The following is a 24,112-nucleotide window of genomic DNA, read 5'->3' on the forward strand; positions in this document are numbered from 1 at the left end:
TCATCCCTTCGCGGTTTCTCGGTCGCCGGCCAAGCCGTTAAGCGACCGCCACGGACGCGGGGCGCCGTCTATCATCGCCACCCGGCCGCCATCACTGGAATCGACGTAGATCCCGAAGCGAGAGTCCGCGCGCTCATGCAGGTAACGGCGCAGCGTTGCGCGTATCTGCCTGATCGGAATGCTGTCCCAAGGCAGCTCTTCATGGGCAAAGAACCTCAGCGACGGCGACAAATCCGGAATTTCGCCGGGCGGGCCCGCGAGCGCGCCACGGTAAACGACATAACCGGGCTGCTGGTCGGCCACATCGAAGACCGAATAGAGAAACGCATCGCTGGTGAGCGGCGCAACCACGCCGCCGCCTTCGAAGCTGAGCATGTCGCCCGGCTTACGGTGCGTTGCCGTCGGCAGTTCCCAGCCTCCGGCGCCATCGTCGCGCAGCAGGATGCGGCCGTCATGCTCGACCAGGTAGCCGATGATCATGCGATGGGAAGGCGTCCAGCCAGGCGGCATCGGGTCTTCCACGCAGACATAGCGCCCCCGGCAAAACCCTAGCGGAGCGGCAGGGCTGGTGCCGAAAGCACGCACCCGGCCGATCAGGATCACATGGTCTCCCGCCTCGATACGGTCATGCACCGTGCAGTCAAACCAGGTAAGGCTGTCGGTGAGCACCGGCGAGCCCGTATGCACGGTGGTATGGGCTATCGTCTCGAACTTGGAGAGTGACTTCGAGGCGAAGAGACTCGCCACCTCCTTCTGGCGGTCGTGCAGAACGTTGACGGCGAAGCCTTCGGCGGTGTTGAACGCCGGAAAGCTGCTGGCGCTCTTTCCTATGCAGACGAGCAGCAGCGGCGGCTCAAGGGAGACTGAGGTGAAGGAATTCGCAGTCATGCCGCGCGGCGAACCATCTTCGTCCCGCGTCGTCACCACCGTGATGCCCGTGACGAAGGTGCCGAACGTTCGCCGCAGTTCCACTGGATCGATCGTGCTCAGCTCTTTTTCCCTCTTGTCCGTCATGCGTCCTGCCTCTCCAGGAGGGTGGAAGGATAAAGGGACGTGAGAGAGGGTCTTCCTGCTCTACGCAGGAGAGGCGGCAGTCAGACTCCTAGGACACGAAGCAGAGACCGCATCAGACAGGTTGCTCCCGGGCAATGGTCTCCTTGAGGCGTATTGCCAGTTCAAGCGCGAACCGACGTTCGGGTGAATCGATCTCGATGCCAAACAGTTCCTGGATACGGTTCAGGCGATAACGAAGCGTAGTAACATGCAATTCCATCGCGTCCGCGCAGGCCTGGCTGCGGCAACCGTGCTCCAGAAAGACGGTCAGGGTCCTGATATAGTCCGTTGCATGCGCCTCGTCGTGACGCACGACCGCGCCAATGGCGATATCCACGAACGACCTCACTTCCTTGCTGTCGGCCGCCGAAAGCAGCAGCGGAAAAGGACCGAAGTCCTGGGGCGCAAGCAACCCGGTACGGTTGAAGCGGACGGCAAGACGGATCATGCGCTCGCATTCAAGCCATGCCTGGGGATAGTCGTGAATGCTCGAACAGGTCTTACCCGCCACGATGATCGGCTTGGTGCCGATCAGCCACTGCGTTTCCTCGATCAGCTTGCGCACAAACGTCTTGACCACCGTGTCCGCGTCGCGGGGCGCGTCGGGAATGCGGCACAGAATGATCTCGCCCAATGCGGCGGCGGTCGCCTGCGGCGCCAATTGGCCGGCGAGCCGCATGATGGAGCGGTGCAGTTCGGGTATGGTCTTGCCCTTTTCCGGCACAGTTTCCGGGAGGCCGATCGCGACCAGCCTGGCGGTGGCGTTTACGTCAATGCCGAGCCGGCGCGCCCGCGCCGTCAAATCGTCCACGTTGCGCCAGTTGCCGGAAACGATTTCCATGAACAATTCGCTGGAAGTCTGCGATTCCGTCTGGAACCGTAAATGGCTGCGCATCAACTGGACGCTGAGCGCGAACCGAGCGCTCTGAAGAAGAAGATGATCGAGGTCGCCGAAATTGGCGTCGAGCGAAAACACGATCAGCGCCCCTACCGTCTTGCCATCCACGACCAACGGCTCCACCGCCGCCGGCAGGTTGAGGTGATGGCCGCCGCAGTTCAGGTACAGCTTGCGCATTTCAAGCCCGGCCTGGTCCGAGATATCGCGAGCAAGACGGAGAAACTGGCGGCTCATGCAATCGTCCATCTCCTCGCGCCAGCGGTCGGTGTCGATGAGGTCCGGCTTGGGCGAACGTCCGGCAACGACCAGGTTGGCAGTCAGATCCACCACGACGATTGCGTTCGGCAGGAAGGTTTCGACCATGGAAGCCGCGGATGCGACGGAACCGTCCGACAGGACCTGGTGCATCAGGGAGGAATGCGCGGCAAGTGCGTTTTGGAGTTGCGCGGCGGCAGCATGTTCCGCCCTTAGCCTGTGGGCCTTGTCCACGGCTATGGCGCCCAGATGGACGATCGTCTGCAGGAATGCGAGATCGGCCGCTGACAGATCGACAACGTCGCGCGACTGCACCGACAAGACCATCGCGCGGTCTTCCATGTCCCGGCAGCCCAGAGGCAAAACCACGACAGTGCGATAACCGCGCTGGATTGCCTCTTCCCGATAGCCCGGAAATTCGATGCTCTCCTGGGCATCGCGAATGATCACCGGATCATTGCGGGTCAACGCGATGAGGGATGGACTTGTCGCCAGCGTCCAGCGGTTGCGATAGGACTTCGTCAACTGGCTAGGATCATGCCGGGTCACGACCACAGCATTGCCATCCGCCTGATCGATGCTCATCACCGCCGCCATCGACCAGGCATCGTGCTGGCATGCCGCATCGACAAGGTGCTGCAGCGTTGTCTCGAGGTCGACGCTGGAATTGATGAGGCTGGTCACGTCGCGCAGGACGCGTGACAGCGGGCGATCCAAAGCGCTCAACAGAACCTCGCTGCTTGCCGGTACTCGATCGTTACATAGCCTTCCTGGTCGATGGCGCGCCACAGTCATATTCGTTACCGGGGGTCATGCCGCCGCCATATGGCCGCCATGGATAGGATCGACCTTGCCGGCTGTTCGCGAAAGGTTTGGCAGGCCTTCAAAGCGACATGATGACCGACTTGGTCTCCGTATAAAGGTTCAGCCCTTCCTGTCCCCGTTCCCTGCCCCAGCCGGATTGCTTGAAGCCGCCGGTGGGTATCGCCGCGTCCACCGAGCCGTGTACGTTGACCCCGATCCGGCCCGCGCGAATTCGCCGTACCATCTTGTGGGCGACGCTCAGGTCCCGCGTCCAGACGCTGCCAGCTAGTCCGAAGATGCTGTCATTCGCCTGCCGCGCGATCTGTTCCAGGTCGTCGTCATCGAAGCTCATGGCGCACAGGACAGGACCGAAAATCTCTTCCTGCACCACCGCCATGTCGGGTCGGGTATCGGTCAGCACCGTCGGCGCAATGAAGTTGCCTTCATTGCCTATCCGCGTGCCGCCAAACGCCACCGTTGCACCGGCGCTCCTGCCCTGCTCGATATAGCTCATGACGCGGTCGCACTGGACCGGGGAAATGACCGGCCCCATCTGGACGCCTTCGCTGAGGCCATGACCAACGCGGATGTTCCCCGCCCGCTGGCCGATCCCATCCACGATCTGGTCGAACACCTTCTTGTGGGCGAACAGCCGCGATCCTGCGGTGCAGACCTGGCCGCTATTGGCAAAAATGCCCTGCGTGACACCGGGAATGGCAACCGACATGTCAGCATCGGGAAAGACGATGACGGGCGACTTCCCTCCCAATTCGAGCGACACTTTCTTCAAATTGCCCGCGGCAGCCTTGACGATGATGCGGCCGACCTCGCTGGAACCCGTAAAGGCAACCTTGTCGATCTGGGGGTGCGAGGCTATCGCTGCGCCCGCCGTAGGTCCAAAACCGGTCACGATATTGATCACGCCGGCGGGAATGCCGGCCTCCTGGACCAGTTCACCGAAGCGCAGCGCCGTCAGCGGCGTCTGCTCCGCCGGCTTGAGCACGATCGTGCAGCCGGTGGCCAGCGCCGGAGCTACCTTCCAGGCCAGCATGAGCAGTGGCGCATTCCACGGAATGATCTGCCCGACGACGCCGACCGGCTCGCGCACCGTGAAGGCATGGTACTTGTCCGGCGCAGAGATCGAAATGGTTTCGCCTGTGATCTTGGTCGCCCAGCCCGCCATGTAGCGGAACATATCCACGCTGAGCGCGACGTCGGAATTCCGGGCATTGGCAAGCGGCTTGCCATTGTTGAGAACCTCCAGTTCGGCCAGTTCATCGGCGTTCTGTTCCAGCAGATCCGCCAGTTTCCAGATGAGACGTCCACGTTCGCTGGGCGTGATGCGGCTCCATGGGCCTTCTTCAAAGGCCCGCCGCGCAGCTTTGACGGCATTGTCGATATCGGCGGCGCCGCCCTCCGGAACCTGTGCAATTATGCGTCCCGTGCCCGGATCATATGTGTCGAAAATCTTCCCGGACTGAGCCGGCACCCATTTTCCATCGATAAGGAGTTTTTTCTCCTGGTGTAAAAAGGAAGCCGCCTTCTCTCCAATTCGGAACTGATCAGCATGTGTGTTCATCGAATTCTCCATAGGTATCGGGAAGCGCCTTGCCCGGATTCGTTCAAGGGCGTCCATCTGAAGCGCCCTCGTTAAAGCTTGTCACTCGATCACGAAGTGGTCGGGTCCGACCGCGCGAGGCTGCCGCTTCGGCGGAATGAAATCGAGCGGCCGCACGGGAGACGGCAATTCCGTCACCGGCTTGCCGATCAAGCGGTGCCTGTCCGCGGCCGGCTCCGGGTTCGGCACCGCTGCCATCAGCTTCTGGGTATAGGGATGTTTCGGATTCCCTATCACCTCGCGGCTGGGCCCGATCTCCACGATCTCGCCAAGATACATGACCGCCACGCGGTGGCTGACACGTTCGACAATGGCCATGTCGTGACTGATGAAGAGGTAGGACAACCGCAGGTCCTCCTGCAACTCAAGCAGCAGGTCGATCACCTGCGCCTTTACCGAAACGTCGAGCGCCGAGACAGCCTCGTCGGCTATAATGACCTTCGGGTCGAGCATCAGGGTCCGCGCAATGCAGATTCTCTGGCGCTGTCCGCCGGAAAACTCGTGCGGAAGACGGGTGATCATCGACGGTTCGAGGCCGACACGCTCCAGAAGATGTTTCGCCTTGTCCAGGGCCTTGGCCCTGGTCGCCAGCCCATGGCATAGCAGGGGCTCAGCCAGGATCGCACCGACGTTTTGCTTCGGGTCCAGGGAACTGAACGGATCCTGGAAGATCATCTGCACATTGCGCCGGAGATCCGAAAGATCGGACCTGTTGTCGCGCCGCACCGTGCGTCCGTCGAAGACCACCTCGCCAGAATCCGGAGGATTGAGAAACAGGATGCTGCGTCCGGTCGTCGACTTGCCGCAGCCGGACTCGCCAACCAGCGACAGCGTTTCTCCAGGCATGATGTCGAAGCTCAGACCCTCGACGGCATGGAGACGCCCCACCTTGCGACGCATCGCCCCGCCACGCACGTCGAACCGGGTCACCAGCTTGCGCACGCTCAAAACCGGCTTCGGAACAACATCCTTGGCAGGCGCGCGGTAGGAGCGGGCGACGCCTTGCCCCAGGCGGGGGACCGCGTCGATCAGCATCCTCGTATAGTCCTCGCGCGGACGCTCGAAAACGTCCTTTACTGCTCCCGTCTCCACCACGCGTCCCTTGTGCATGACCATGACGCGGTCGGCGATGTTGGCCACTACGCCCATGTCATGCGTGATGAACAGGATCGCGGTGCCGGTATCGCGCTGGACCTCGTTCAGGAGATCGAGGATTTGCGCCTGTATCGTCACGTCGAGCGCTGTTGTCGGCTCATCGGCGATAAGCAGCTTCGGCGAGCACGCCAATGCGATGGCGATCATGATCCGCTGCCGCATCCCCCCGGAGAACATGTGAGGATAGTCATTGAACCGCCGCCGCGCGTCAGGAATGCGAACGCGGTCGAAAAGCCGGATGCCCTCCTCCCGCGCCTCGGCATCGCTTAAGGGTCGATGCTGGCGCAGCATTTCCTTGATTTGGGTGCTGACCTGCAGAACCGGGTTCAGGCTCATCATCGGTTCTTGGAAGATCATGCTGGCAATGCCGCCACGCACCCGCCGCAATGTCGATGTCGACGCCCCCACCACTTGCTGGCCATCCACGATGACCGAACCGGTCACTTGGGTATTGCCGGAAAGCAGTCCCATGATCGTCATGGAGGTGACGCTCTTGCCGGACCCCGACTCGCCGACAAGCGCCAGCGTCTCGCCAGCATGGATGGCCAGATCGACATCATGCACCACCTGATGCTTGCCGAAAGCGACGTTGAGGCCTTTTACCTCGACCACTGGATCGGATTTCCGTTCACTCATGAGTTTGGCGCCGGTGCAACAGTGAAGCCCGCCTGCGAGCGAGAGCGCTCCGAAGTTGGAGCCCAGGTGAGCATTTCGAGCGCGTACAGCGCATCCAGCGTCTCGCGCGACAGGGGAATGCCCTTCTGGTGCGCCATGGCGATCTTTTCCCGAGGCCGAACGGCAACGTGCCCGGACGCCTTCAGTTCAGGCCTGCGGGCGCTGACCATGAGAAGCGCGCAGCCCGGCGTCAGCCCGGCGGCGTCGATCGATTCCAGAACCGCCGTGTCCTCACCGAGGAGCGCCGCCAGGGCATCCCCGCCCCGGCCCGAATAAAGCACACCCCGTGCGTCGGGGTCAGCCAACAGCCAGTCGAAGGTTCCATCCCTGGCGATGATGCCGATAGAGGAGAGATTGTAGTCCATCGCACCGACCAGCGTGGCCGGAACAAGCGACAGCTCGGTCGCCGCCAATATCCGGCACATTTCCCATTTGGCGCCGCCTGCATGCGCGGCGAGAGCATCGATCGCGGCAGGTCCCGTTTCCAGAAATGAAACGCCGGCGGCGTCCAGCATCGTGAGCCCGTTCGATTTCCGGTAGCGGAAGCCATGGGAGGGCCGCGGTCCCGCCTGGCGAATTTCCTCCAGAATAGCCGGATCGAGCGCCGCACCTGTTGCGACGAGATGAGCGCCCCGGTCAGCGGTTCCGAACGCGTAGCCCAGCGCCCTGAGCGACCACGGCAGGACGCGAGTCAGTTCGGAATAGGCAACAAACATGCTCGTGCTCACAGGGCGACCTCATTCTCATGCTTGCGAACCCGGGAACCCGGCCTGTCAGGCTCGAGGAATTCCGAAGGCAGCGGCTGGTCTTGGAAGAAAGTCCCCCGCACATAGCGGATGCTGAGCGGCGTCGAGCCGCGAATGCCCAGCGACGCAAGGAAAAACCGTATGAGATCGGCGGGGACGAAATCGCGATGCGCGAGCGGATCGCGTATTTCCGCATAGAGCAGGCCATCCAGATATTGCACCCGCGAAATGGCGTAATGCAAGTCCGGATGGTCGAGGACGACGTCGCCGGCGCGCTCCTTGTCACCACGGCTGACCAGCACCGCCGCCAGCCTCTGGATCAGTCCGATATGATCGATGAAGGATTCGAAACGCTCGTGCGGGTCGATGACCCGCTCGCCGCGCCTTTGTTCGCCATTGTCGATCGAATGGTACCAGAAGTGCTGATGGGTTTCGGCAAGCGTGCGGTCGGCGGTGAGAGCCCAGACGTAGTTCCTGCGCAGGATCTCGCGCAATTCAGCGACCGTCATTGCTGGCTGCAATTGCCGCTTGTGGGCTGCGCCGATCTGGAAATAGGGCGCGATGGCGTCACAAAAGTCCGGTACCACGTCGAGAAGTACGCTGTGGAACTGCTCACTGGTCTCGCCATCCATGACTTCTGCGACGTGCGCAGCAACGTCGCCCCAGCACCGAAACTGTCCTTCGCGCAGGCTTGCCGATATGCGTGTCAGGTTCTCGATGATGGTTTCGTTGGCCACCACGTAGTCCTGCGTCTGTGGGTCGGTCTGCGCATAGATGCGGATGGTGCTCTCTATCGAGCCGCGGACAACTGAAATGCTTCCCGTATCGACCGGCAGGCTTTTTGCGTAGCCAAGAGCCGCCTCGCGTACGGTCACCCATGTGGCGACCCAATGCGGCCAGCGCTGGAGGGCAACGCACATGCCCTGGCCTGAGGAGTTGCCTATTCCAAGCCCGCGCGCGATCGAAATGTCGAGCTGCGCTGCGTCCGGATTGCGCCGCCGCGCCACGGCATTGACGAGATCGATGGAGACGAGCCGCACCAGGTAGATGGCGAAGATATCCGCAAAGAACGGGTGCGCCAGCGGATGCCCCTCGGGAATGCCCGGATAGGAAACCGTGCCATTCCGGCCGCTGCTTTGAAAGCCACCGTTCCGCATGAGATAGGCGATGCCGAGCTCGGGGGCGGGCTGTTCGCCGCGGGACAGTGCTTCGACTACGGCGTCGAAATGCCGGCTGCTGCGATTGGCCGGGGTCCAGCCGACCACATCCGAATCCGTACGCATCTGGCCTTCAGCCTTGATGTCGAACGTTTCAAATTCCCGCTCGATACGCTGTTGGCTGGCAAGATTGACGAAGAGCGCGCCGAACATGTCACGGTCCGCGCCATCGGAGCGGCGTCCGACTTTTTCGATTCCGTCCCATGGATATGCTCGGGCAATATAGGAGAAGGAATGGCCTTCCGCGTCGATCCGGTAGACGAATCTCGCCGCGCCGTCATCGCCGCATTCCGCCGAGATCATCCTTATCTGCCAGCGTTCGCGAACGATCCTGCGCAACAACATGTCGGCAAAACTGACGCGCGAAGCCTTGAAGCAGCGAAGGTTCTCCACACGCATCAGAACATCCGCCGGCCGCATCCATCGCCGCGCTTTCAGGGCACCTTCCCGGCCGGCAAACTCCTGCAGGCGTTGTTCTATGAATGCCGGCAGCGGCGGCTCGATCTGGTTAGACGTCATTTCCCTGTTCCAATCAGCGATCATTGCGGGACGCGGCCTCGTTCATGCTCGACCCGACAAGATAAAATGTGAAAACTGTAAGGGCGACGGCAGCGCCCGGCCCGAGGCTGAGCAGCGGCAGGATCGGCAGGAACATCGAACCGTCGCGTACCATGCCGCCCCAGTCCGGAGCCGGCGGAGGAACGCCCAGCCCCAGGAAGCTGAGGCTTGCGGAGGTGAAGATCGCGAAGGCCACATTGATTGCGAACTGCGCCCACACCACGCGCATCGTGTTTGGCATGATATGATGGCGGATGATCCAGAAAGAGCTTGCGCCCGTGGCGCGCGCAGCTTCCACGAAGACCATTTCCCGGACGACGAAGACCTGACCACGAACCAGCCGGGCGACCGTCGGCGCGGTGACGACACCCAGCGTGACCGCCAGGTTGACCACCGATGGCCCGAGCATCGCGGTGATGATCAATGCGAGAACGAGCCCCGGCAAGGCGATGAAAATGTCGATGATCTGGACGAGGACAAAATCGATCCAGCCACGGAAAAATCCGGCGATCAGGCCAATGGGGGCGCCGATCAGCACAGCCACTATGGCCGCCGAAGCGCCCACCTGCAGTGAAACCCTTGTTCCGTAGATGACGCGCGACAGCACGTCCCGGCCAAGTTGATCCGTGCCAAGGATGTTTTCAGCCGAAGGCGGGCCGAGGACGTTTACCGTCGTGGCGGTCGGGTGCAGGGGCGCGATCAAGGGCGCGAACACCGCGATCAAAGTGATGATCACCAGAAGCGTCAGGCCAAGGACCAATCGGAATGGAAGTTTTCTCATTGGATGCTAAGCCGATGTTCGCACGAGCGGATTGACGAGGCTGTAGGTCACGTCCGCCACAAGGTTGAGGATCATCACGCCGACGATGATCACCATTCCAACCGACAGCATGACAGGAAAATCCCGGGACGAGATCGCTTCCACCAGAAGCCGGCCCATGCCCGGCATCGAAAAGACGGTTTCGGTGACGACCGCGCCGCCAACCAGTTGTCCAAGCGAAAGACCGGCATAGGTGATCAAGGGCAATATGCTGTTGGGCAGAATGTGCCGGTAGGAAATGCGCGCCTCGGACAGCCCCTTCGAACGCGCGGCCTGGATGTAGAGGCTGCCTTTCACCGACTGGTATTCGGCTTTATAGACGAGCGTGAAGGAGCTGAAATAAAAGGTCGTAAGCGTGATGACGGGCAGGATCATGTGGATGAGATGCTGCCCGGCGCCCCGTGACCACGGCGACCATCCGGTCGTCGGCAGCCAGCGGAGCTGAACCGAAAAAAGGTAGATCAGCAGCAGTCCGAGAAAGAAATTGGGCACGGTGATGCCGACGATGCTGACGGCGGCGGTGAGCCGCTCCACCAGCTTTTTCATGAACGTCGCCGAATTGATCAGCGTGGCCCCCAGGAATGCGATGAGGATCGCCCAGGATGCCAGCTCAAGCGTTAGAGGAAGGGCATCCGCGATCATTTGCGCGACAGGCTGTTGGGTGGAATAAGACCGGCCCAGGTCGCCCGACAATGCGGCGCTGATCCAGTTCCAGTAACGCGACAGGATGGGCTGGTCGAAGCCTAGCTTCGCGTTGAGTTCGGCGATCGATTGAGGGGATGCGTTCTCCCCCAGCATGATCGCCGCCGGCGTCCCCAGAAAGGACGTCACCGACGTGAACAGCAGAAACGTCAGAACGATAACGTTCGGAACCATGATCGCTATGCGGGAAAGTACAAGCGCAAGCATGCCGGCCTCAGTTCATCGCGAAGGATTGAAGAAACGTCTCCGGGGAGCCCGTCTCGCAAAGCGGGCGGTTGGGGCACATCCGATGGGCGGCGGTCATAATGGCGATCAAGTTCCTCTACCGGTTGCAGGCGGGACCGGGTCTACCCGCGCCAGACGCCGCGGCGCGGCGCGCCGCGGCAAAGCATGAAGATCAGGCCTGCGTTTTCCAGACGTAACGGAACCGCGGGATCTCGTCCGGCATCGGAGCGAACCCTTTGACGGTGTTGCGCATGGCGTTGAATTCGATGCTGAACCCGACGGGCATGTAAGGCAGATCGGCAGAAATCTGACGCTGGATCTTTTCGTACAATTCCTTGCGGCGCGCCTGATCGGAAATTACCCGCGCTTCATCGATCCATTTGTCCACTTGGTCATTCTTGTAGCCCGTGGAGTTCGCGGTGCCTTTGCTGGAGAAGAGATAGTGGATCAGGCCGTCGGGATCCGCCCGTTGCGTCCAGCGCATCGGCGTGAAGCGTATCTCGCCTGAGACCGCCTTTGCGTAGTAGTCGCTTTGGGGGACCGGCTCGAGCTCAATGTTGAGGCCGATCGCGTCGAGGTCTTCCTTGGCAAGTTCGGCAAAGCGTCGCAGCGTATCGCCGCTTGGCGCCGCAAGCTTGATGGTGGTGCCCTTCAGGCCGGAATCAGCCACGATCTTGCGCGCCTTTTCCGGATCGTATTCGTAGTGCACCAGATCGGTTGGGGTCCACCACAGGCCGTCTGGCGTGAAGCTGTCGGAAATCTTGCCTTGCCCCGCCCATATGATCTGGTTGATGCGGTCGCGGTTGAGGCCATGCGCGATGGCCTGGCGCAGTTCCGGCTTGTTATATGGCTCGGCGTCCCACCGCCACTGGTAGGAATACCAGACGCCACCCTTCGACGGCACAAGCTCGATGTCCGGGCTGGCCTTGGAAAGGCGCGTATCCAACGGATCAAGCTGGCTTATGAAATCCAGTTCACCGATGGCCATGCGCTGAATGCCGACGACGTTCGTCGGAATGTCATGGAAGGTAATGCCGTCGAGATATGGCATTCCCTTCTGCCAATAGCTGTCGTTCTTGGTGAGCGCGATGCGCGACCCGCGGACCCATTCGCCGAAAACGAACGGACCGGTCCCGACAGGATTGGAACCGACGTCGCTGCCGTATTTCTTGGCCGCAGTTGGCGAAGCCATCAGCCCTGCGCGGTCGGCAAACAGCGCCAGCAGCGGCGGATAAGGTTCCTTCATGTCGATGGCGACGGTGAATTCATCCAGCACTTCGACATTCTTGACGCCTTCCAGCAACTTGAGCTGCGATGAGTTGCCTTTCGGATCGAGACGTGCATCAAGGTTCCATTTCACGGCCTCGGCGTTGAACGGTGTGCCGTCATGGAACTTCACGCCTTCCTGCAGCTTCAGGACCACGCGCTTGCCGTCGTCCGAAAACTCCCAGCTTTTCGCCAGGGCAGGCTTCAGGGAGAAGTCCGCCTCGGTCTCGAGAAGCGTATCGAATATCAGGAAAAGGATCTGCCGCTCGGTCCATTGCGACGACTGAAGCGGGTCGAGCGTGCGGACGTCGCTGATGAAGCCGACGTTGAGCGTGCCGCCGGTGACCGGCTGGGTATCTTGAGCCAGCGCTACCGCCGGCAAAGAGGCCACGATTGCGAAGCCGCTGACGGCGGCCATAAATTGCCTTCTATCCATGACAAATCCTCCGTTGGTTCAGTTCCCGATATTATCGGCATTGCCGTTATTGGCCTCCGGGCAAGGACCCGGAGGCTTGCGCGTTATTTGCTCTCGGCTGGCAGCGGCCGGCCGGCCTGATCGACTCCCATGATCCGCATGTCGTTGAACCGATCGCCGATGCGATGGTGCGGACGCCCGCCGCTCGCGGCGCCCAAGGCGATGACGATCTCGTCATGCGCAGGCGCGTCGGGAATGGTGAATTCCACGGTCAGAAAATGAGCGCGGCTTCCCTTCTTCTCAGCGTCCTTGTGGGTCAAGGGAACGGTGAGCGCGGTGCCGGCGCCGGCACGCTTGTTCGTGAACGGGAGAAAGGAATCGCCACCAGCGGCGATGCGGAAGACATTGCCGAAATGCAGCGTGTGGATCAGGCCGGCCGCGTGTTCGACTTCGCCGTCCGTCCCGGTCACCGCGCACTTTCCAAACGCTTCTATCCTGTCCGGACCGCCCATGATCGCCACCAGGCGAGGCACGAGGGCATCCGTGAGAGCCTTGGCGTGCTCCATGATGTGCGGCTGCAGGTCCTCGACGAATGCCGATCCTGCCCAAGGATTGCGGATTACCGCCGCGCAGGCGGCCATGCGAAGCGGAACAGGCGCGACGCGCCCCCCTTCGATAAGCGTGTCCTCGACGAAATCGACGACCTTGCGGATCAGGACCCCAGTCATTTTTCCACTCCGCCGGCTGCGAGTTCGGCAAGCACGCGGTTGGCGATGCGATGGCATTCGACGCCGACAGGAACGCCGCAATAGATCGTGAGATGGGTTATCAACGCGTCCAGCTCGTCACGAGTGACTCCGTTGCGAAGGGCGCCGCGAAAATGCAGTTCCCACTCATGCATGCGGTTGAGCGCGGCAATCATGACGATGTTCAGCATGCTGCGGGTCCTGGCATCCAGCCTGTCGTCGCCCCAGGCCGTTCCCCAGCAATATTCTGTGATAAATGACTGAAAGCCCTTGGAAAACTCGGTTGCCTTGCTCAGCGAATTTTCAACATATTCGTTGCCGAGCGTCGCCTTGCGCCGCTCCAGCCCACGCTCAAATAGCGTCTCGTTCATTCGTCTTCCCTTCATTTTCAGCGTGGACGCAAAAGGAACTCGCGGACATGGTCGGACACCAGCTTGGATGCCTCGACCAGGACGCTGTGCTTCAGGCCGGCCAGAATGCGTAATTCCGAATCGGGGATCAGCCGGTGCATCGTCTCGGCCATCCGGACATTCGACCCCTGATCGAATTCGCCCGTCATCACCAGCGTTGGCTGCCTGATCTCGGAAAGCCGATCCACCAGTTCGGTAAGGCCGAACACCCGATACGCCTCCAGGTAAGACGGCACGTGGACAGCCTTGAGCTCGGCAATTCGCCGCTCGATCACATCGGGATGGCGCTCGGCGAATTCCTTGGTGAACCAGCGGTCGTGCGCAGCACCAACGACTGCGTCCATACCGCCGTCGCGGATCATCTGCAGGCGCGCCACAACCTTCTCACGTTCGGCGGGGGTGCGCCCCGCAACTGCGGAAAGAAGCACGACGCGCTCAAACCGGTCCGGATAGGAGCAGGCCAGTTCTTGCGCGATCAAGCCCCCCAATGAAAAGCCGACCAGATGGGCTTTGCGCACGCCGGCATCGTCCATCACCCGAACGATATCGGCGGCAAACTTCTCGACGGAATATTCCGAATCGATGTGCGCGGACTGACCATGACCGCGCAGGTCGGAACGAATAATGTCGAAGCTGCCCTCCAGTTCGCTGCTGACGTCGTCCCAGCTTTGCAGATTGGCGCCGACACCGTGCACCAGCACGAGAGGATGGCCCTTACCGCTTCTCTCATAGGCGATGAGATCGTCTTTGGTGCGCATCGGCGCCATCCCAGGTCCCTCGTTCGAACTCGATTTTTTTGGTATACCGACAGACAGGCATATGGTCAACCGTATTTGAATCGGCTACTTGTGATGAAAGAGTCGAACGCGTAGCTGTCATGAAAGGAATGACGGGAGAGGACGCCGCGATGCATGAATGGACGGACTGGTCGATTGCGGATTCGCCGACATTGCGCGAGCAGACCGTTGTCACGCTGCGCGAGGCGTTATTCAACGAAGTGTTCAAGCCGGGTGACAAGCTGGTGGAACGGAAGCTCGCCGAGCAGACCGGCGTAAGCCGCACAAGCATTCGGGAAGCGCTGAGCCAGCTTGAGTCCGAAGGGCTTGTGACTCGGGTAGCCGGCAAGGGCATGTTCGTGACCCGCTTGTCGGAACGGGAAGTCCGGCAGATCTACGAGGCCCGCGCAATCCTGGAATCGGCCATGGCGCGCCTGTTTGTCGAACGGGCCAGCCAGGAACAAATGGACGAATTGGCGCGGCGTATTTCGGAAGCAGGCGAAACCGACACCTCCGAGCTTGCCAGGCAGCATGCTGAGAAGCTCGACGCGGTGTGGGACATCATCATGCAAGGCGCAGGCAACGACATCACGAGGCAAATGACCTTTCTCCTGCATGGCCGCGTCACCTATCTGCGCACCGTCACCACCCGCGTCGCCTCGACTGAACGGCGCAGGAATACGATGGCCTTGCTCCACGGCATTTTCGACGCGCTGCGCGCGCGCGATGCCGACCTCGCCGAAAAGCTCACGCGCGGGTATGTCGAAAGATCCGCGGCTTTCGCGCTGTCGCTGCTGCGGGACTCTGGGCAGAACGCCAAATCCTCATCACGCAAGCAACGGATCGACACATGAACTATGTCAGGCTCGGCAAGAGCAATCTGAAGGTATCCCGGCTATGCCTCGGCGCGATGGGATTCGGATCCGCGGGATGGCGGGCCTGGGTGCTCGATGAGAAGGCGTCGGCGCCGATCGTTGCGCGCGCCCTCGACCACGGCATCAACTTCTTCGACACCTGCGACTTCTATTCGGCTGGCGAGAGTGAACGCATTCTCGGCCAGATACTCGTTCTCAAGCAGCCGCGCGACAGCTTCGTCATCGCCACCAAGGCGGGAAACCCGATGGCCGCGCATTGCAACGGCCGCGGCTACTCCAGAAAGCACCTGTTCAAGGCAATCGACGATTCGTTGGTCCGCCTTGGAACCGATCACGTGGACCTCTTCCAGACGCATATCTGGGACAAGGACACCGACCTCGACGAACTGGTCGATGCCATGGCGGATATCGTGCGCGCCGGAAAGGCGCTCTATATAGGCGTCACGACGATGCCCGGCTGGACACTCGCAAAATGCCGTGCGGCTGCCAGCGCACGCGACCTTCCGGCATTCATCTCGATGCAATGCGAATACAATCCCGCTCACCGGGAGTGCGAGCGGGAACTGCTTGCCTACTGCCGCCACGATGATGTTGCCCTGATACCGTTCAGCCCGATCGCGCGCGGCTTCCTTGCCGCGGACCGCCGCAATCCCGGCCAGCAGACGGCGCGCACGAAAAGCGACGACTATACGCAGAGATATTACCACCGCGACGGCGACCACGCCGTGCGCGAAGCCGTCGCTGCCGTTGCCGCCGACATCGGAAAGACACCGGCGCAGGTGGCTCTCGCCTGGACATTGGCGCGCCCCGGCATTACCGCGCCCATCTTCGGAGCGACCTCGACAGACCATGTCGACGAGGCAGTCGCGGCATTGGACATAGTGCTTACGCCCGAACATATCGACCGCATCGACGGGGCTTACGAGCCACGGCCGCTGAACGCCTCAGGCCACTGAATGAAGCACAATGCTTGCGGTAAGCTGATATGCTTGTGAAATTGCACTCGTTCGCGCACGTTTCAAGGGAGCAAATCCGCCGTGTATGATCTGCGAGTCCATGCTCCGCCGCGCCTGTACACGCAGGTGGCCGATACCATCCGCAACGCCATCGTCGTCGGAGAACTGGCGCCGGGAGAGCGGCTGGTGGAGCGCACGCTTTGCGAGCGCATGGGCGTTTCGCGGACGTCGCTCAGGGAAGCGATGCGCGAGCTCGAGAACGAGGGCCTGGTCACGAACCTGCCCAACCGGGGGCTTATCGTCTCTGTCGTCGATCCCAAGATCGCGAAGGACATTTTTGACCTTCGCGAGGCGCTGGAGGCGCTTGTATGCAGGTTGTTTTGCGAGAATGCGACTGACGATCATATCACGCGTTGTCGGGGCGTGTATGACGAGTTGATGGAAACCTATCGCGTCGGTGTGGCGCGCGAAATGATAGCTGCAAAGACTAGATTCTACGACGTCTTGATAGCGGGCGCGAACAATTCCGAGGCGGAACGGATGCTTCGCAGCATCCATATGCGGGCCTCACAGTTGCGCATGATTTCTCTTTCCGATGCAGAGCGGCGAAAGGCATCTCAGGAAGAGCTGGCAGCCCTGCTCGACGCCCTTGTGAATCGCAGGGCATCGGATGCCGAGCGGCTTGCAAAAAAGCATGTACGCAAAGCCGCCCAGTTCGCGCTCGGGATTATCGAACAGCTTGAAAACCAATCCGTCAGCTGATCGGCGGCGCTTGAAAGCGCGAGACGCCGCCCGTCCGCCGCTACCCGCGGCGACGGTGAAGGAGAATTATGTCGTGGCGGGCGGCATCCGTACGCGCTATTTCGAAGCTGGCAGCGGACCGGCCGTGATCCTGCTGCACGGCTCGTCACTGGCGATCGATGCCTGGTCCACTTGGCACAACACCATCCCGGCACTCGCGCATGACTTCCGGGTGCTGGCGCCCGATCTGGTCGGCTTCGGTCTCTCGGATGCGCCGGTGGACGGGAAACACGTTCCCCGCCTCGAAAGGCGGCATCACGTTTCAGCCTTCATCGAAGCGCTCGGCGTCACCCGATGCGCGCTCGTCGGCCATTCCGAAGGCGGTTTCATCGCGGCAATGCTCGCCGTTGAAAAGCCGGGTCTGGTCGATAAGGTGGTTGTCGTGAGCAGCGGTGCGACCTCCCCGCGCCTCGGCGGAAATGAGGACCACGCTTGGCAGGCAGCAGCGGCAGCAGCGTATAATGTGCTCGAGGGATGCGACACCGAGAAAGACTTTCTGCGCACCAATGCGAGGCTAAGCACAAAGAATCCGCCGGAGTTCGTGGAGCTGCTAAAAAAGAACTACCGCCTGGCCTGCGAGTCCGGTCAGTTGGAGCGCTTCAAGCAGGCTGCCCGGAAAAAGGACGACACCGAATATACCCAGATCCAGGAGGACCATCTCCTTCCGCATTTGCCCACCATGCAGGCCAAGCTGTTCATAGCTTGGTCAGGCTGCGACGAAACCGTGCCGGTGGCGCGCGGCATCAAGCTGCTGGAACGCGCGCCGCAAGCCGACATGCACATTTTCGCCAATGCCGCTCACATGGTCATGATCGATCGCCCACGCGAATTCAATGGAGTTGTCCGGGACTGGCTTGGCAGCTAGCGCCGGTCAAACCGTCCAGCTTATGACCCACAGCAAGTCGTCCCAAGAGGCCCGCCATGCCGCGGGAGGATGTCCTCGGGCGTGCGCCCTCACTCCCTCGCCACCAGGTAACGCGCTTCCGAGTCATAGAGCAGCCCGCCATAGTGCTGCCCGAGGTCGGACATGCCAGCCGTGGCGCCCACCACCTCCTGACCGCGTGCCGTAGAGCCGCCGGTAATGATGAACGAGGGCGCGCGGCATCCACGGCCATGTTTCGCATAATCCGTTGACGGAAGGCTCAAAGTCCGCGTTCGGCATGTTGCCGCCCGGCAGCGGCACACTCGCGGTCCAGTCGCCCCCCATCTGCGGAAAGATATGTTCGAGGCGATGGGCCGCGCTAGGCCAATTTCCGGAAGGTCGTGATCTTGCCGCCGAAGACATTGAACAGTGGCGTGTCCCCGGTCTCGTCAAGGTCGAAGACGTAGTCGCGCGTAACCGCCGAAGGGTTCCCATTGCCGTCGTCGAACAACAGCCGCACGCCCCAGAACGCATACAGCAAGTCCTGGGGGCGCAGCTTCTCTTTGAAGTAGCGGTTCACGGCCGCGCTCAAACATTCGATCTCGGTCTGGTCGATCTGCACCGCTTCGGCAGCACCCTCTAGGCGCCGCAGTTCGAGGTGCGGCTACGGTCGCGATTTTTGTCTTGATATTTTTATCAAGCTGTGAAATTTTTTTCAATTAAATGCTGGAGGAAGTTTTCCGCACCTCAGAATGCCCTGACAATGGGCATCGGACGGAGAACACGATGGGAGGTTCAATATGCCGGTCCAAGCCGTTTCAACCGAGTGAGCCTTTCCTGCGGGAGACGCCGCGTCCTGGACCTAAAAATCCGGCGTCGTCGTCACACCTTCACAGGCAGGGGAAAGAGTGCATCCGGCTTCAGGCGCTTTTTTCAAAACGACGAGATCAACGCCGCGAGACGCGGCAAAGGTTCCAGAACGTCCGATGACGCGAATAGTGCAGATTTCCGATACCCATCTCAGCCCTGGCAAGCGACACTTCCATGCCAACAGCCAGCCGCTCCTCGACTGGCTGAAGGAAAGCGATGCCGACCTCGTTATCCATACAGGCGACGTCACCGTGGATGGCGCCGATGTCGAGGAGGACATGCGCTATTGCGCCGAGATGATGGACTCCATCGGACTGCCCTATCTCGCCGTGCCGGGCAATCACGACGTGGGCGAGCCCAAGCATCTCTATCAGCCAGTCAACGCAGAACGCCTGGCCCGCTGGCGACGTCATTTCGGGCCGGACTGGTGGCATCGCGACATCGAGGGCTGGCGCCTGATCGGACTCGATTCGATGCTGTTCGGCAGCGACGAGCCGGCCGAAACGGAGCAGATCGCGTGGCTGGAAAACGCCATGCGCGAAGCGTCCGGGCGCCGGATCGGCTGGTTCACCCATCGCCCGCTCTTCATCGGCGAGCCGACCGAAGGCGACGTTGGATACTGGGCGCCCACTCCCGAGCCTCGCGCGCAACTGCTCGACATGGTGCGCCGCTACGACGTGGCCTTCGTGGCCAGCGGCCACCTGCACAAACTCTACGATCGTCAACTCGGCGGCGTCCGGTACCTGTGGGGGCCGTCGTCCGGCTTCCTCGTCGAGGCGCACTTGCAGCCGGAAGGGATGGCCGGAGAAGCCACCTTGGGCGTGCTCGTCTACGACTTTTCCGGGTCCGATTTCACCGTGCGGCCTCATGAAATTCCGGGCCTCACACCCTTTTTCATCGGTGATGTCGTGCATGAGGTCTATCCACCGAGATAGCGCCTCTACCCAATTGTTCGCGAAACGGAGCAACCCCAGTGGCTGCAGTGGAAATAAAGAACCTTTCGAAGTCCTTCGGGCCCCACCGGGTTCTCAAAGACATCAACCTGTCCATCAACGATGGCGAGTTCCTGACGCTTGTCGGCCCCTCCGGCTGCGGAAAATCGACGCTCATCCGCATCATCGCCGGCCTCGAGCCGCAAACCTCGGGCTCGATCCTCGTCGATGGCGCGCCGATCGATCATCTGAGGCCGCATGAGCGGCGCATCGCCATGGTGTTCCAGAGCTACGCGCTCTACCCGCACATGTCCGTCTTCAACAACATGGCCCTGCCCCTGACGATGACCGGGCTTAGCCTCTACGAGCGCCTGCCGCTCGTCCGGCTACTCTCGTCCCGGCGCCGCAAGGTGATGCAGGAGATCGGCAAGCAGGTCAGGGGCATCGCGGCGCAACTTCAGATTGAACCTCTTTTAGAGCGCAAGCCCGCCCAGCTCTCCGGCGGCCAGCGTCAGCGCGTCGCGCTCGGTCGCGCCATGGTGCGCCAGCCCGCCGCTTTCCTGATGGACGAGCCACTTTCTAACCTCGACGCCAAGCTGCGCGTCCACATGCGTAGCGAGCTGGCCGAGCTTCACCAGAGACTCGGCGCGACATTCGTCTACGTCACGCACGACCAGGTCGAGGCGATGACCATGTCAAGCCGGGTCGCCATGATGGAAGGCGGAGACATCCTTCAACTCGGCACGCCCGACGAACTCTACGACAGGCCGGCCAACGTCCAGGTCGCCCAGTTCATCGGCAGCCCGACGATCAACCTGATTCCCGTGACGGTGGGGGTCGGTGGGCGGCTGGAATTGCTCGGAAAGCCTCTGCCGATCGGCACCGCCCTCCCCGCCGGAGAGAAAGCGACGATCGGCGTCCGCCCGGAAATGATCCTGCCCGGCGCGGTCTCGGGCCAGTCGGCGGACCAGGTCCCGCTTCCGGCGAAGCTGCGGCGCAGCGAGCATCTCGGCTCCGAGAAGATCCTGCATTTCGATGTTCCCTCGCTCCCTGGGATCTTGGTGACCTCGCGCATAGGCGCGGGCGTGCCGGACGGTGAGGTCGAGAACACCGAACTCTTGTTCCATCCCTCGGCCTGCCATGTCTTCGATGCCGCCGGAAACCGCGTGGAACCCCAAGTTTCCCAAGACGCGGCCACCGCCGCCAAGGGAAAGCTGCGCCTCGCAGAGGGAGCGCGCGCATCATGAGCCTGACCGCGGTCCCCGCTCCGCCCGCCCGGCCCGGTGCCCGGCAGGCCTTCATCGAGAGGCTGGTCGCCGGCGGCTTCGCGCTGCCTGCCCTGCTTTTGCTGGTGCTGACGATTCTCGTGCCGCTCGGCGTGCTCGGTTATCTCAGTTTCACCGACTACGAGCTCGGCGAGGTTAATGTCCATTATGTCGGCCTGCAAAACATCACCGACGCGCTGACCGATCCGGAATTCCGCCGCGCACTCAAGAACACGCTCGTCTACGTCGCGATCGTCCTGCCCGGCTCGGTGATCCTGTCGCTGCTCGTCGCCGTCCTCGTTCACCGCCGCAAGCGCACCCGCTCGCTCTACGAAATCATCTACTTCCTGCCTGTGACCTCGACCTTCATCGCCATGGCGACGGTGTGGCAGTTCCTGCTGCACCCCAGCCTCGGCCCGGTGAGCGCGGTGCTGCGCTGGCTCGGCATCGGCGAGGTCGCCTTCCTGAGCAATCCCTCGCTGGCGCTGCCGACGCTCGCCGTGATCGGCATCTGGCAACTGGTCGGCTTCAATATGATCCTGTTTCTGGCCGGCCTCTCGACCATTCCAAAGGACCTCTACGAAGCCGCCGAGATCGACGGCTGCGGCGGCGAAATCGACCGCTTCCTGACGATCACGTGGCCGCTGCTGGGACCGACGACCATGTTCGTCATCGTCACCAGTTCGATCACCGCCTTCAAGGTGTTCGACACGGTGGCGGTGCTGACCCATGGCGGTCCGGTGGGATCGACCGAGGTCCTGCTCTACAAAGTCTACCTCGAAGGCTTCCAGTACTTCCGCATGGCGTATGCGTCGGTCCTCACCTTCATCTTCCTCATTTTCATTCTGGTCTTCTCGATCCTCCAGACCGTCGTCATGGACCGCAGGGTGCATTACTGATGACCGACACAACCATCACTGCTCCCGCGACGGGCACAACAACCACACCAGCTGGCTCCGCCGGCCGGCGCTTCGCCTCTCTGTTCATCACTCACGGCATCCTGATCACCGGCGCGGCGTTCATTCTCCTGCCTTTCCTGTGGATGCTGGTGACCTCGATCAAGCCGCCGGAAGAGGTGTTCAACGCCCAGCTCAGGATCTGGCCGAAGCATTTCTACGGCTTCGAGAATTATGCGATGGCGCTGACCAGCGCGCCGCTGCTGCGCTTCGCTCTCAACGGCGTCATAGTGTGCGGCGGCATCCTCATCATCCAGCTTCTGGTCGCCATCCCATGCGCCTACGCGTTGGCCAAGCTGAAGTTCCCGGGCCGCAACCTGCTTTTCGTCCTCGTCCTGCTCGGCCTATGCGTGCCCGAACAGGTGCCGGCGCTGCCGATCTACATCGCGCTGGCGAAGATGGACCTGCTGAATACCTATTTCGCCATGATGGTGCCCTTCTTCCTCTCAGTCTTCGCGATCTTCCTGTTCAGGCAGTTTTTCCGTTCCTTCCCCGACGACATCATTCATGCCGCGCGGCTCGACGGGATGAGCGAGTTCGAGATCGTGTGGCGCATCGTCACGCCCAGCGCCATGCCGGCGATCGCCGCCTTCGCGGTGTTTTCCTTCGTCGCGCACTGGAACGACCTCTACTGGCCGCTAATCGTCATATCCGACGTCAACCTGGCGCCGCCGCCGCTCGGCATGATGTTCTTCTCGGACGCCGAAGCCGGCACCAATTACGGCGCACTGACGGCCGCCGCGACCATTCTGACCGCGCCTCTGCTGCTCGCGTTCCTGTTCGCACGCCGCCGCTTCATCGAGGGCGTCACGATGACCGGCGTGAAATAAAAATGACAACTGGCGCGGCTAGAAGCCCGGTCGCGCCGTTCCCCCACACCTTTCGCGGGGCAAGGCGGCTCCATCGCCTCAAGAGCATCGGGCAAATCGCATAACCGGAGGAAAGCCTTAATGAAATTCCTGTCAAAGATCATCGCGGCCTCGGCCGTATTGCTGGGAGCGGCGTCGACAGCGCTGGCCCAGTCTCCCGTGACGCTCGACGTCTACTACGCATTCCCGGCCTTCGCGAAGTTCCATGAGCCGCTGGCCGCGGAATTCATGAAGGAACATCCCGACATCAAGATCCAGTTCCGCGCGCCGGCGGCCAGCTACGACGAAGGCCACCAGGCCATGCTGCGGGCCTCCATCACCAACAACCTGCCCGACGTCTATTATTCGGGCTATCACGTCCTGCATGAATTGGTCGGCAAGCTGAAGGCGCGCAACCAGATATTGGACCTCGGCACGATGATGGACGCCGAGTCGAAGGAATGGCGCGACGCCAACTACGCCGACAACATTCTCGACCTCGGCCGGGTGGACGGCAAGCTCTACGGACTGGCCTTCAACGCTTCCATGCCGATCATGTTCTACAATGCCGACCTGGTTAAAAAGGCCGGTGGCGATCCCGACAACATGCCTACCGACTGGCCGGGCATCATGGAACTCGCCAAGAAGATTAAGGCCACCGGTTCCGGCATCGCCGGCCTCGCCTACAATATTCATGACTGGCCCGACGAATGGCTCTGGGACGCCATGTTGATGCAGGGCGGCGGCGAGCTGACCAAGGACGGCAAGGTGGCCTTCGGCGACGAGCACGGCCTGAAGGCGCTGGAATATTTCCGCAGCTTCGTCACCGATGCCGGCATGCCGTTGATCGACTGGGATCAGTCGCGCCAGGCCTTTATCGCCGGCCAGATTGGCATCTTCTTCGATACGCCTGCCCGTCTCAGCCAGGATACCGAACTGATCGGCGACCGATTCAAGCTGCGTACCGCGGTCTTCCCGGTCGACGACAAGGAAAAGGGTGGCCTGCCCACAGGCGGCAACGCGGCGGTGATCACTGCCTCCGACCCGGCAAAGCAGAAGGCGGCTTGGGAATTCCTTAAATTCGTCACCGGCCCCAAGGCGCAGGAGCAGGTCGTGAAGATGAGCGGCTACCTCCCGACCAACAAGGCCGCCACCGGGACCGACTATCTCGGCCCGTTCTACGAAGCGAACCCGAATTACGCCACCGTTGCCAAGCAGATGGCACTGTCGCGCCCGTGGCCCGGCTATTCGGCGGGCAACACGGTCCGCATCTGGCGCACCCAGCGCGAGATCATCAGCAAGGTCATGAGCGGCGACGTATCCATCAAGGACGGGCTCGACAGCCTCGTCTCCGAAACACAGGCACTCATGAAATAAGTCGCCATGCCACGCGCGCCGGCCGGCTTCG

21 protein-coding genes and 1 pseudogene are annotated in these 24,112 nt (G+C 61.6%); 9 read left to right on the forward strand and 13 right to left on the reverse strand.

Annotation, left to right across the window (positions count from 1 at the left end; all coding sequences use genetic code 11):
• From FJ426_RS24380 to FJ426_RS24435, 12 genes are all read right to left on the reverse strand, one after another.
• Positions 1–1,014: a flavin reductase gene (locus tag FJ426_RS24380; protein ID WP_140561332.1), complete on the reverse strand. Its 1,014-nt coding sequence runs from the start codon at positions 1,012–1,014 to the stop codon at positions 1–3.
• 112 nt (positions 1,015–1,126) lie between these two features.
• A complete protein-coding gene (locus tag FJ426_RS24385) occupies positions 1,127–3,001 on the reverse strand; it encodes a helix-turn-helix domain-containing protein (protein WP_140561334.1) in 1,875 nt (624 codons plus the stop codon).
• Positions 3,002–3,089: 88 nt separating this feature from the next.
• Entirely contained in the window at positions 3,090–4,589 is a 1,500-nt protein-coding gene (locus FJ426_RS24390; RefSeq protein ID WP_140561336.1) for an aldehyde dehydrogenase family protein, read from the reverse strand.
• Positions 4,590–4,670: 81 nt separating this feature from the next.
• Positions 4,671–6,419 carry an ABC transporter ATP-binding protein gene (locus FJ426_RS24395; RefSeq protein ID WP_140561338.1) on the reverse strand — a complete coding sequence of 583 codons (1,749 nt, stop codon included), beginning with the start codon at positions 6,417–6,419 and terminating at the stop codon, positions 4,671–4,673.
• On the reverse strand, positions 6,416–7,186 hold the full coding sequence (locus tag FJ426_RS24400) for a hypothetical protein (RefSeq protein WP_181176986.1): 771 nt from the start codon (positions 7,184–7,186) through the stop codon (positions 6,416–6,418). The genes FJ426_RS24395 and FJ426_RS24400 overlap by 4 nt, the downstream gene beginning before the upstream one ends.
• The gene (locus FJ426_RS24405) at positions 7,183–8,940 is read right to left on the reverse strand and encodes a hypothetical protein (RefSeq protein ID WP_140561342.1); all 1,758 of its coding nucleotides are present in this window, start codon (positions 8,938–8,940) and stop codon (positions 7,183–7,185) included. Before FJ426_RS24405 ends, FJ426_RS24400 begins: the two co-directional genes overlap by 4 nt.
• Positions 8,941–8,953: 13 nt before the next feature.
• Complete coding sequence (locus FJ426_RS24410) at positions 8,954–9,694, reverse strand: ABC transporter permease (protein ID WP_224619722.1); 741 nt, start codon at positions 9,692–9,694, stop codon at positions 8,954–8,956.
• Between the two features lie 72 nt (positions 9,695–9,766).
• Positions 9,767–10,708: an ABC transporter permease gene (locus FJ426_RS24415; RefSeq protein WP_140498498.1), complete on the reverse strand. Its 942-nt coding sequence runs from the start codon at positions 10,706–10,708 to the stop codon at positions 9,767–9,769.
• A gap of 190 nt (positions 10,709–10,898) precedes the next feature.
• Complete coding sequence (locus FJ426_RS24420; protein WP_181171806.1) at positions 10,899–12,410, reverse strand: ABC transporter substrate-binding protein; 1,512 nt, start codon at positions 12,408–12,410, stop codon at positions 10,899–10,901.
• Positions 12,411–12,511: 101 nt separating this feature from the next.
• Entirely contained in the window at positions 12,512–13,135 is a 624-nt protein-coding gene (locus tag FJ426_RS24425) for an amino acid synthesis family protein (RefSeq protein ID WP_140561345.1), read from the reverse strand.
• Positions 13,132–13,524 (reverse strand): carboxymuconolactone decarboxylase family protein, encoded by a 393-nt coding sequence (locus FJ426_RS24430; protein ID WP_140525281.1) that lies wholly within the window; start codon positions 13,522–13,524, stop codon positions 13,132–13,134. Before FJ426_RS24430 ends, FJ426_RS24425 begins: the two co-directional genes overlap by 4 nt.
• Positions 13,525–13,541: 17 nt before the next feature.
• The gene (locus FJ426_RS24435) at positions 13,542–14,321 is read right to left on the reverse strand and encodes an alpha/beta fold hydrolase (protein ID WP_181172793.1); all 780 of its coding nucleotides are present in this window, start codon (positions 14,319–14,321) and stop codon (positions 13,542–13,544) included.
• A 191-nt stretch (positions 14,322–14,512) separates the two neighbouring features.
• Here FJ426_RS24435 and FJ426_RS24440 point away from each other — a divergent pair, with 191 nt between their 5' ends.
• The 4 genes from FJ426_RS24440 (at position 14,513) to FJ426_RS24455 (ending at position 17,836) form a co-directional block, all read left to right on the forward strand.
• Positions 14,513–15,193, forward strand: a complete 681-nt coding sequence (locus tag FJ426_RS24440) for a GntR family transcriptional regulator (RefSeq protein WP_181176987.1) — start codon at positions 14,513–14,515, stop codon at positions 15,191–15,193.
• On the forward strand, positions 15,190–16,170 hold the full coding sequence (locus FJ426_RS24445) for an aldo/keto reductase (RefSeq protein ID WP_140561349.1): 981 nt from the start codon (positions 15,190–15,192) through the stop codon (positions 16,168–16,170). The genes FJ426_RS24440 and FJ426_RS24445 overlap by 4 nt, the downstream gene beginning before the upstream one ends.
• An 81-nt stretch (positions 16,171–16,251) precedes the next feature.
• Positions 16,252–16,932 (forward strand): GntR family transcriptional regulator, encoded by a 681-nt coding sequence (locus FJ426_RS24450; protein WP_140561351.1) that lies wholly within the window; start codon positions 16,252–16,254, stop codon positions 16,930–16,932.
• A gap of 73 nt (positions 16,933–17,005) precedes the next feature.
• Positions 17,006–17,836 (forward strand): alpha/beta hydrolase, encoded by an 831-nt coding sequence (locus FJ426_RS24455; RefSeq protein WP_210242339.1) that lies wholly within the window; start codon positions 17,006–17,008, stop codon positions 17,834–17,836.
• 92 nt (positions 17,837–17,928) lie between these two features.
• Here FJ426_RS24455 and FJ426_RS31875 read toward each other — a convergent pair.
• Positions 17,929–18,473 (reverse strand): annotated as a pseudogene (locus tag FJ426_RS31875) (glycerol-3-phosphate dehydrogenase); the annotation flags it as partial.
• 346 nt (positions 18,474–18,819) lie between these two features.
• Between FJ426_RS31875 and FJ426_RS24465 the strand changes: the two are divergent.
• The 5 genes from FJ426_RS24465 (at position 18,820) to FJ426_RS24485 (ending at position 24,081) form a co-directional block, all read left to right on the forward strand.
• A complete protein-coding gene (locus FJ426_RS24465; RefSeq protein WP_140513420.1) occupies positions 18,820–19,638 on the forward strand; it encodes a metallophosphoesterase in 819 nt (272 codons plus the stop codon).
• 38 nt (positions 19,639–19,676) lie between these two features.
• Positions 19,677–20,882, forward strand: a complete 1,206-nt coding sequence (locus tag FJ426_RS24470) for an ABC transporter ATP-binding protein (protein WP_140525274.1) — start codon at positions 19,677–19,679, stop codon at positions 20,880–20,882.
• Positions 20,879–21,799 carry a sugar ABC transporter permease gene (locus FJ426_RS24475; RefSeq protein WP_140561355.1) on the forward strand — a complete coding sequence of 307 codons (921 nt, stop codon included), beginning with the start codon at positions 20,879–20,881 and terminating at the stop codon, positions 21,797–21,799. Before FJ426_RS24470 ends, FJ426_RS24475 begins: the two co-directional genes overlap by 4 nt.
• A complete protein-coding gene (locus tag FJ426_RS24480) occupies positions 21,799–22,686 on the forward strand; it encodes a carbohydrate ABC transporter permease (protein ID WP_140561356.1) in 888 nt (295 codons plus the stop codon). The genes FJ426_RS24475 and FJ426_RS24480 overlap by 1 nt, the downstream gene beginning before the upstream one ends.
• Before the next feature lie 120 nt (positions 22,687–22,806).
• On the forward strand, positions 22,807–24,081 hold the full coding sequence (locus FJ426_RS24485; RefSeq protein ID WP_140513416.1) for an ABC transporter substrate-binding protein: 1,275 nt from the start codon (positions 22,807–22,809) through the stop codon (positions 24,079–24,081).
• Positions 24,082–24,112 lie beyond the last annotated feature (31 nt).

Source organism: Mesorhizobium sp. B2-6-4, from assembly GCF_006441495.1.
Taxonomy (GTDB): domain Bacteria; phylum Pseudomonadota; class Alphaproteobacteria; order Rhizobiales; family Rhizobiaceae; genus Mesorhizobium.

Excerpts from the sequence above, each read along its gene's own strand:
- FJ426_RS24390 (WP_140561336.1), bottom strand. The coding sequence starts at position 4,589 with ATGAACACACATGCTGATCAGTTCCGAATTGGAGAGAAGGCGGCTTCC.
- FJ426_RS24465 (WP_140513420.1), top strand. The coding sequence starts at position 18,820 with ATGACGCGAATAGTGCAGATTTCCGATACCCATCTCAGCCCTGGCAAG.
- FJ426_RS24485 (WP_140513416.1), top strand. The coding sequence starts at position 22,807 with ATGAAATTCCTGTCAAAGATCATCGCGGCCTCGGCCGTATTGCTGGGA.
- FJ426_RS24405 (WP_140561342.1), bottom strand. The coding sequence starts at position 8,940 with ATGACGTCTAACCAGATCGAGCCGCCGCTGCCGGCATTCATAGAACAA.
- FJ426_RS24425 (WP_140561345.1), bottom strand. The coding sequence starts at position 13,135 with ATGACTGGGGTCCTGATCCGCAAGGTCGTCGATTTCGTCGAGGACACG.
- FJ426_RS24415 (WP_140498498.1), bottom strand. The coding sequence starts at position 10,708 with ATGCTTGCGCTTGTACTTTCCCGCATAGCGATCATGGTTCCGAACGTT.
- FJ426_RS24420 (WP_181171806.1), bottom strand. The coding sequence starts at position 12,410 with ATGGCCGCCGTCAGCGGCTTCGCAATCGTGGCCTCTTTGCCGGCGGTA.
- FJ426_RS24380 (WP_140561332.1), bottom strand. The coding sequence starts at position 1,014 with ATGACGGACAAGAGGGAAAAAGAGCTGAGCACGATCGATCCAGTGGAA.
- FJ426_RS24475 (WP_140561355.1), top strand. The coding sequence starts at position 20,879 with ATGAGCCTGACCGCGGTCCCCGCTCCGCCCGCCCGGCCCGGTGCCCGG.
- FJ426_RS24435 (WP_181172793.1), bottom strand. The coding sequence starts at position 14,321 with ATGCGCACCAAAGACGATCTCATCGCCTATGAGAGAAGCGGTAAGGGC.
- FJ426_RS24445 (WP_140561349.1), top strand. The coding sequence starts at position 15,190 with ATGAACTATGTCAGGCTCGGCAAGAGCAATCTGAAGGTATCCCGGCTA.
- FJ426_RS24430 (WP_140525281.1), bottom strand. The coding sequence starts at position 13,524 with ATGAACGAGACGCTATTTGAGCGTGGGCTGGAGCGGCGCAAGGCGACG.
- FJ426_RS24395 (WP_140561338.1), bottom strand. The coding sequence starts at position 6,419 with ATGAGTGAACGGAAATCCGATCCAGTGGTCGAGGTAAAAGGCCTCAAC.
- FJ426_RS24480 (WP_140561356.1), top strand. The coding sequence starts at position 21,799 with ATGACCGACACAACCATCACTGCTCCCGCGACGGGCACAACAACCACA.
- FJ426_RS24385 (WP_140561334.1), bottom strand. The coding sequence starts at position 3,001 with ATGACTGTGGCGCGCCATCGACCAGGAAGGCTATGTAACGATCGAGTA.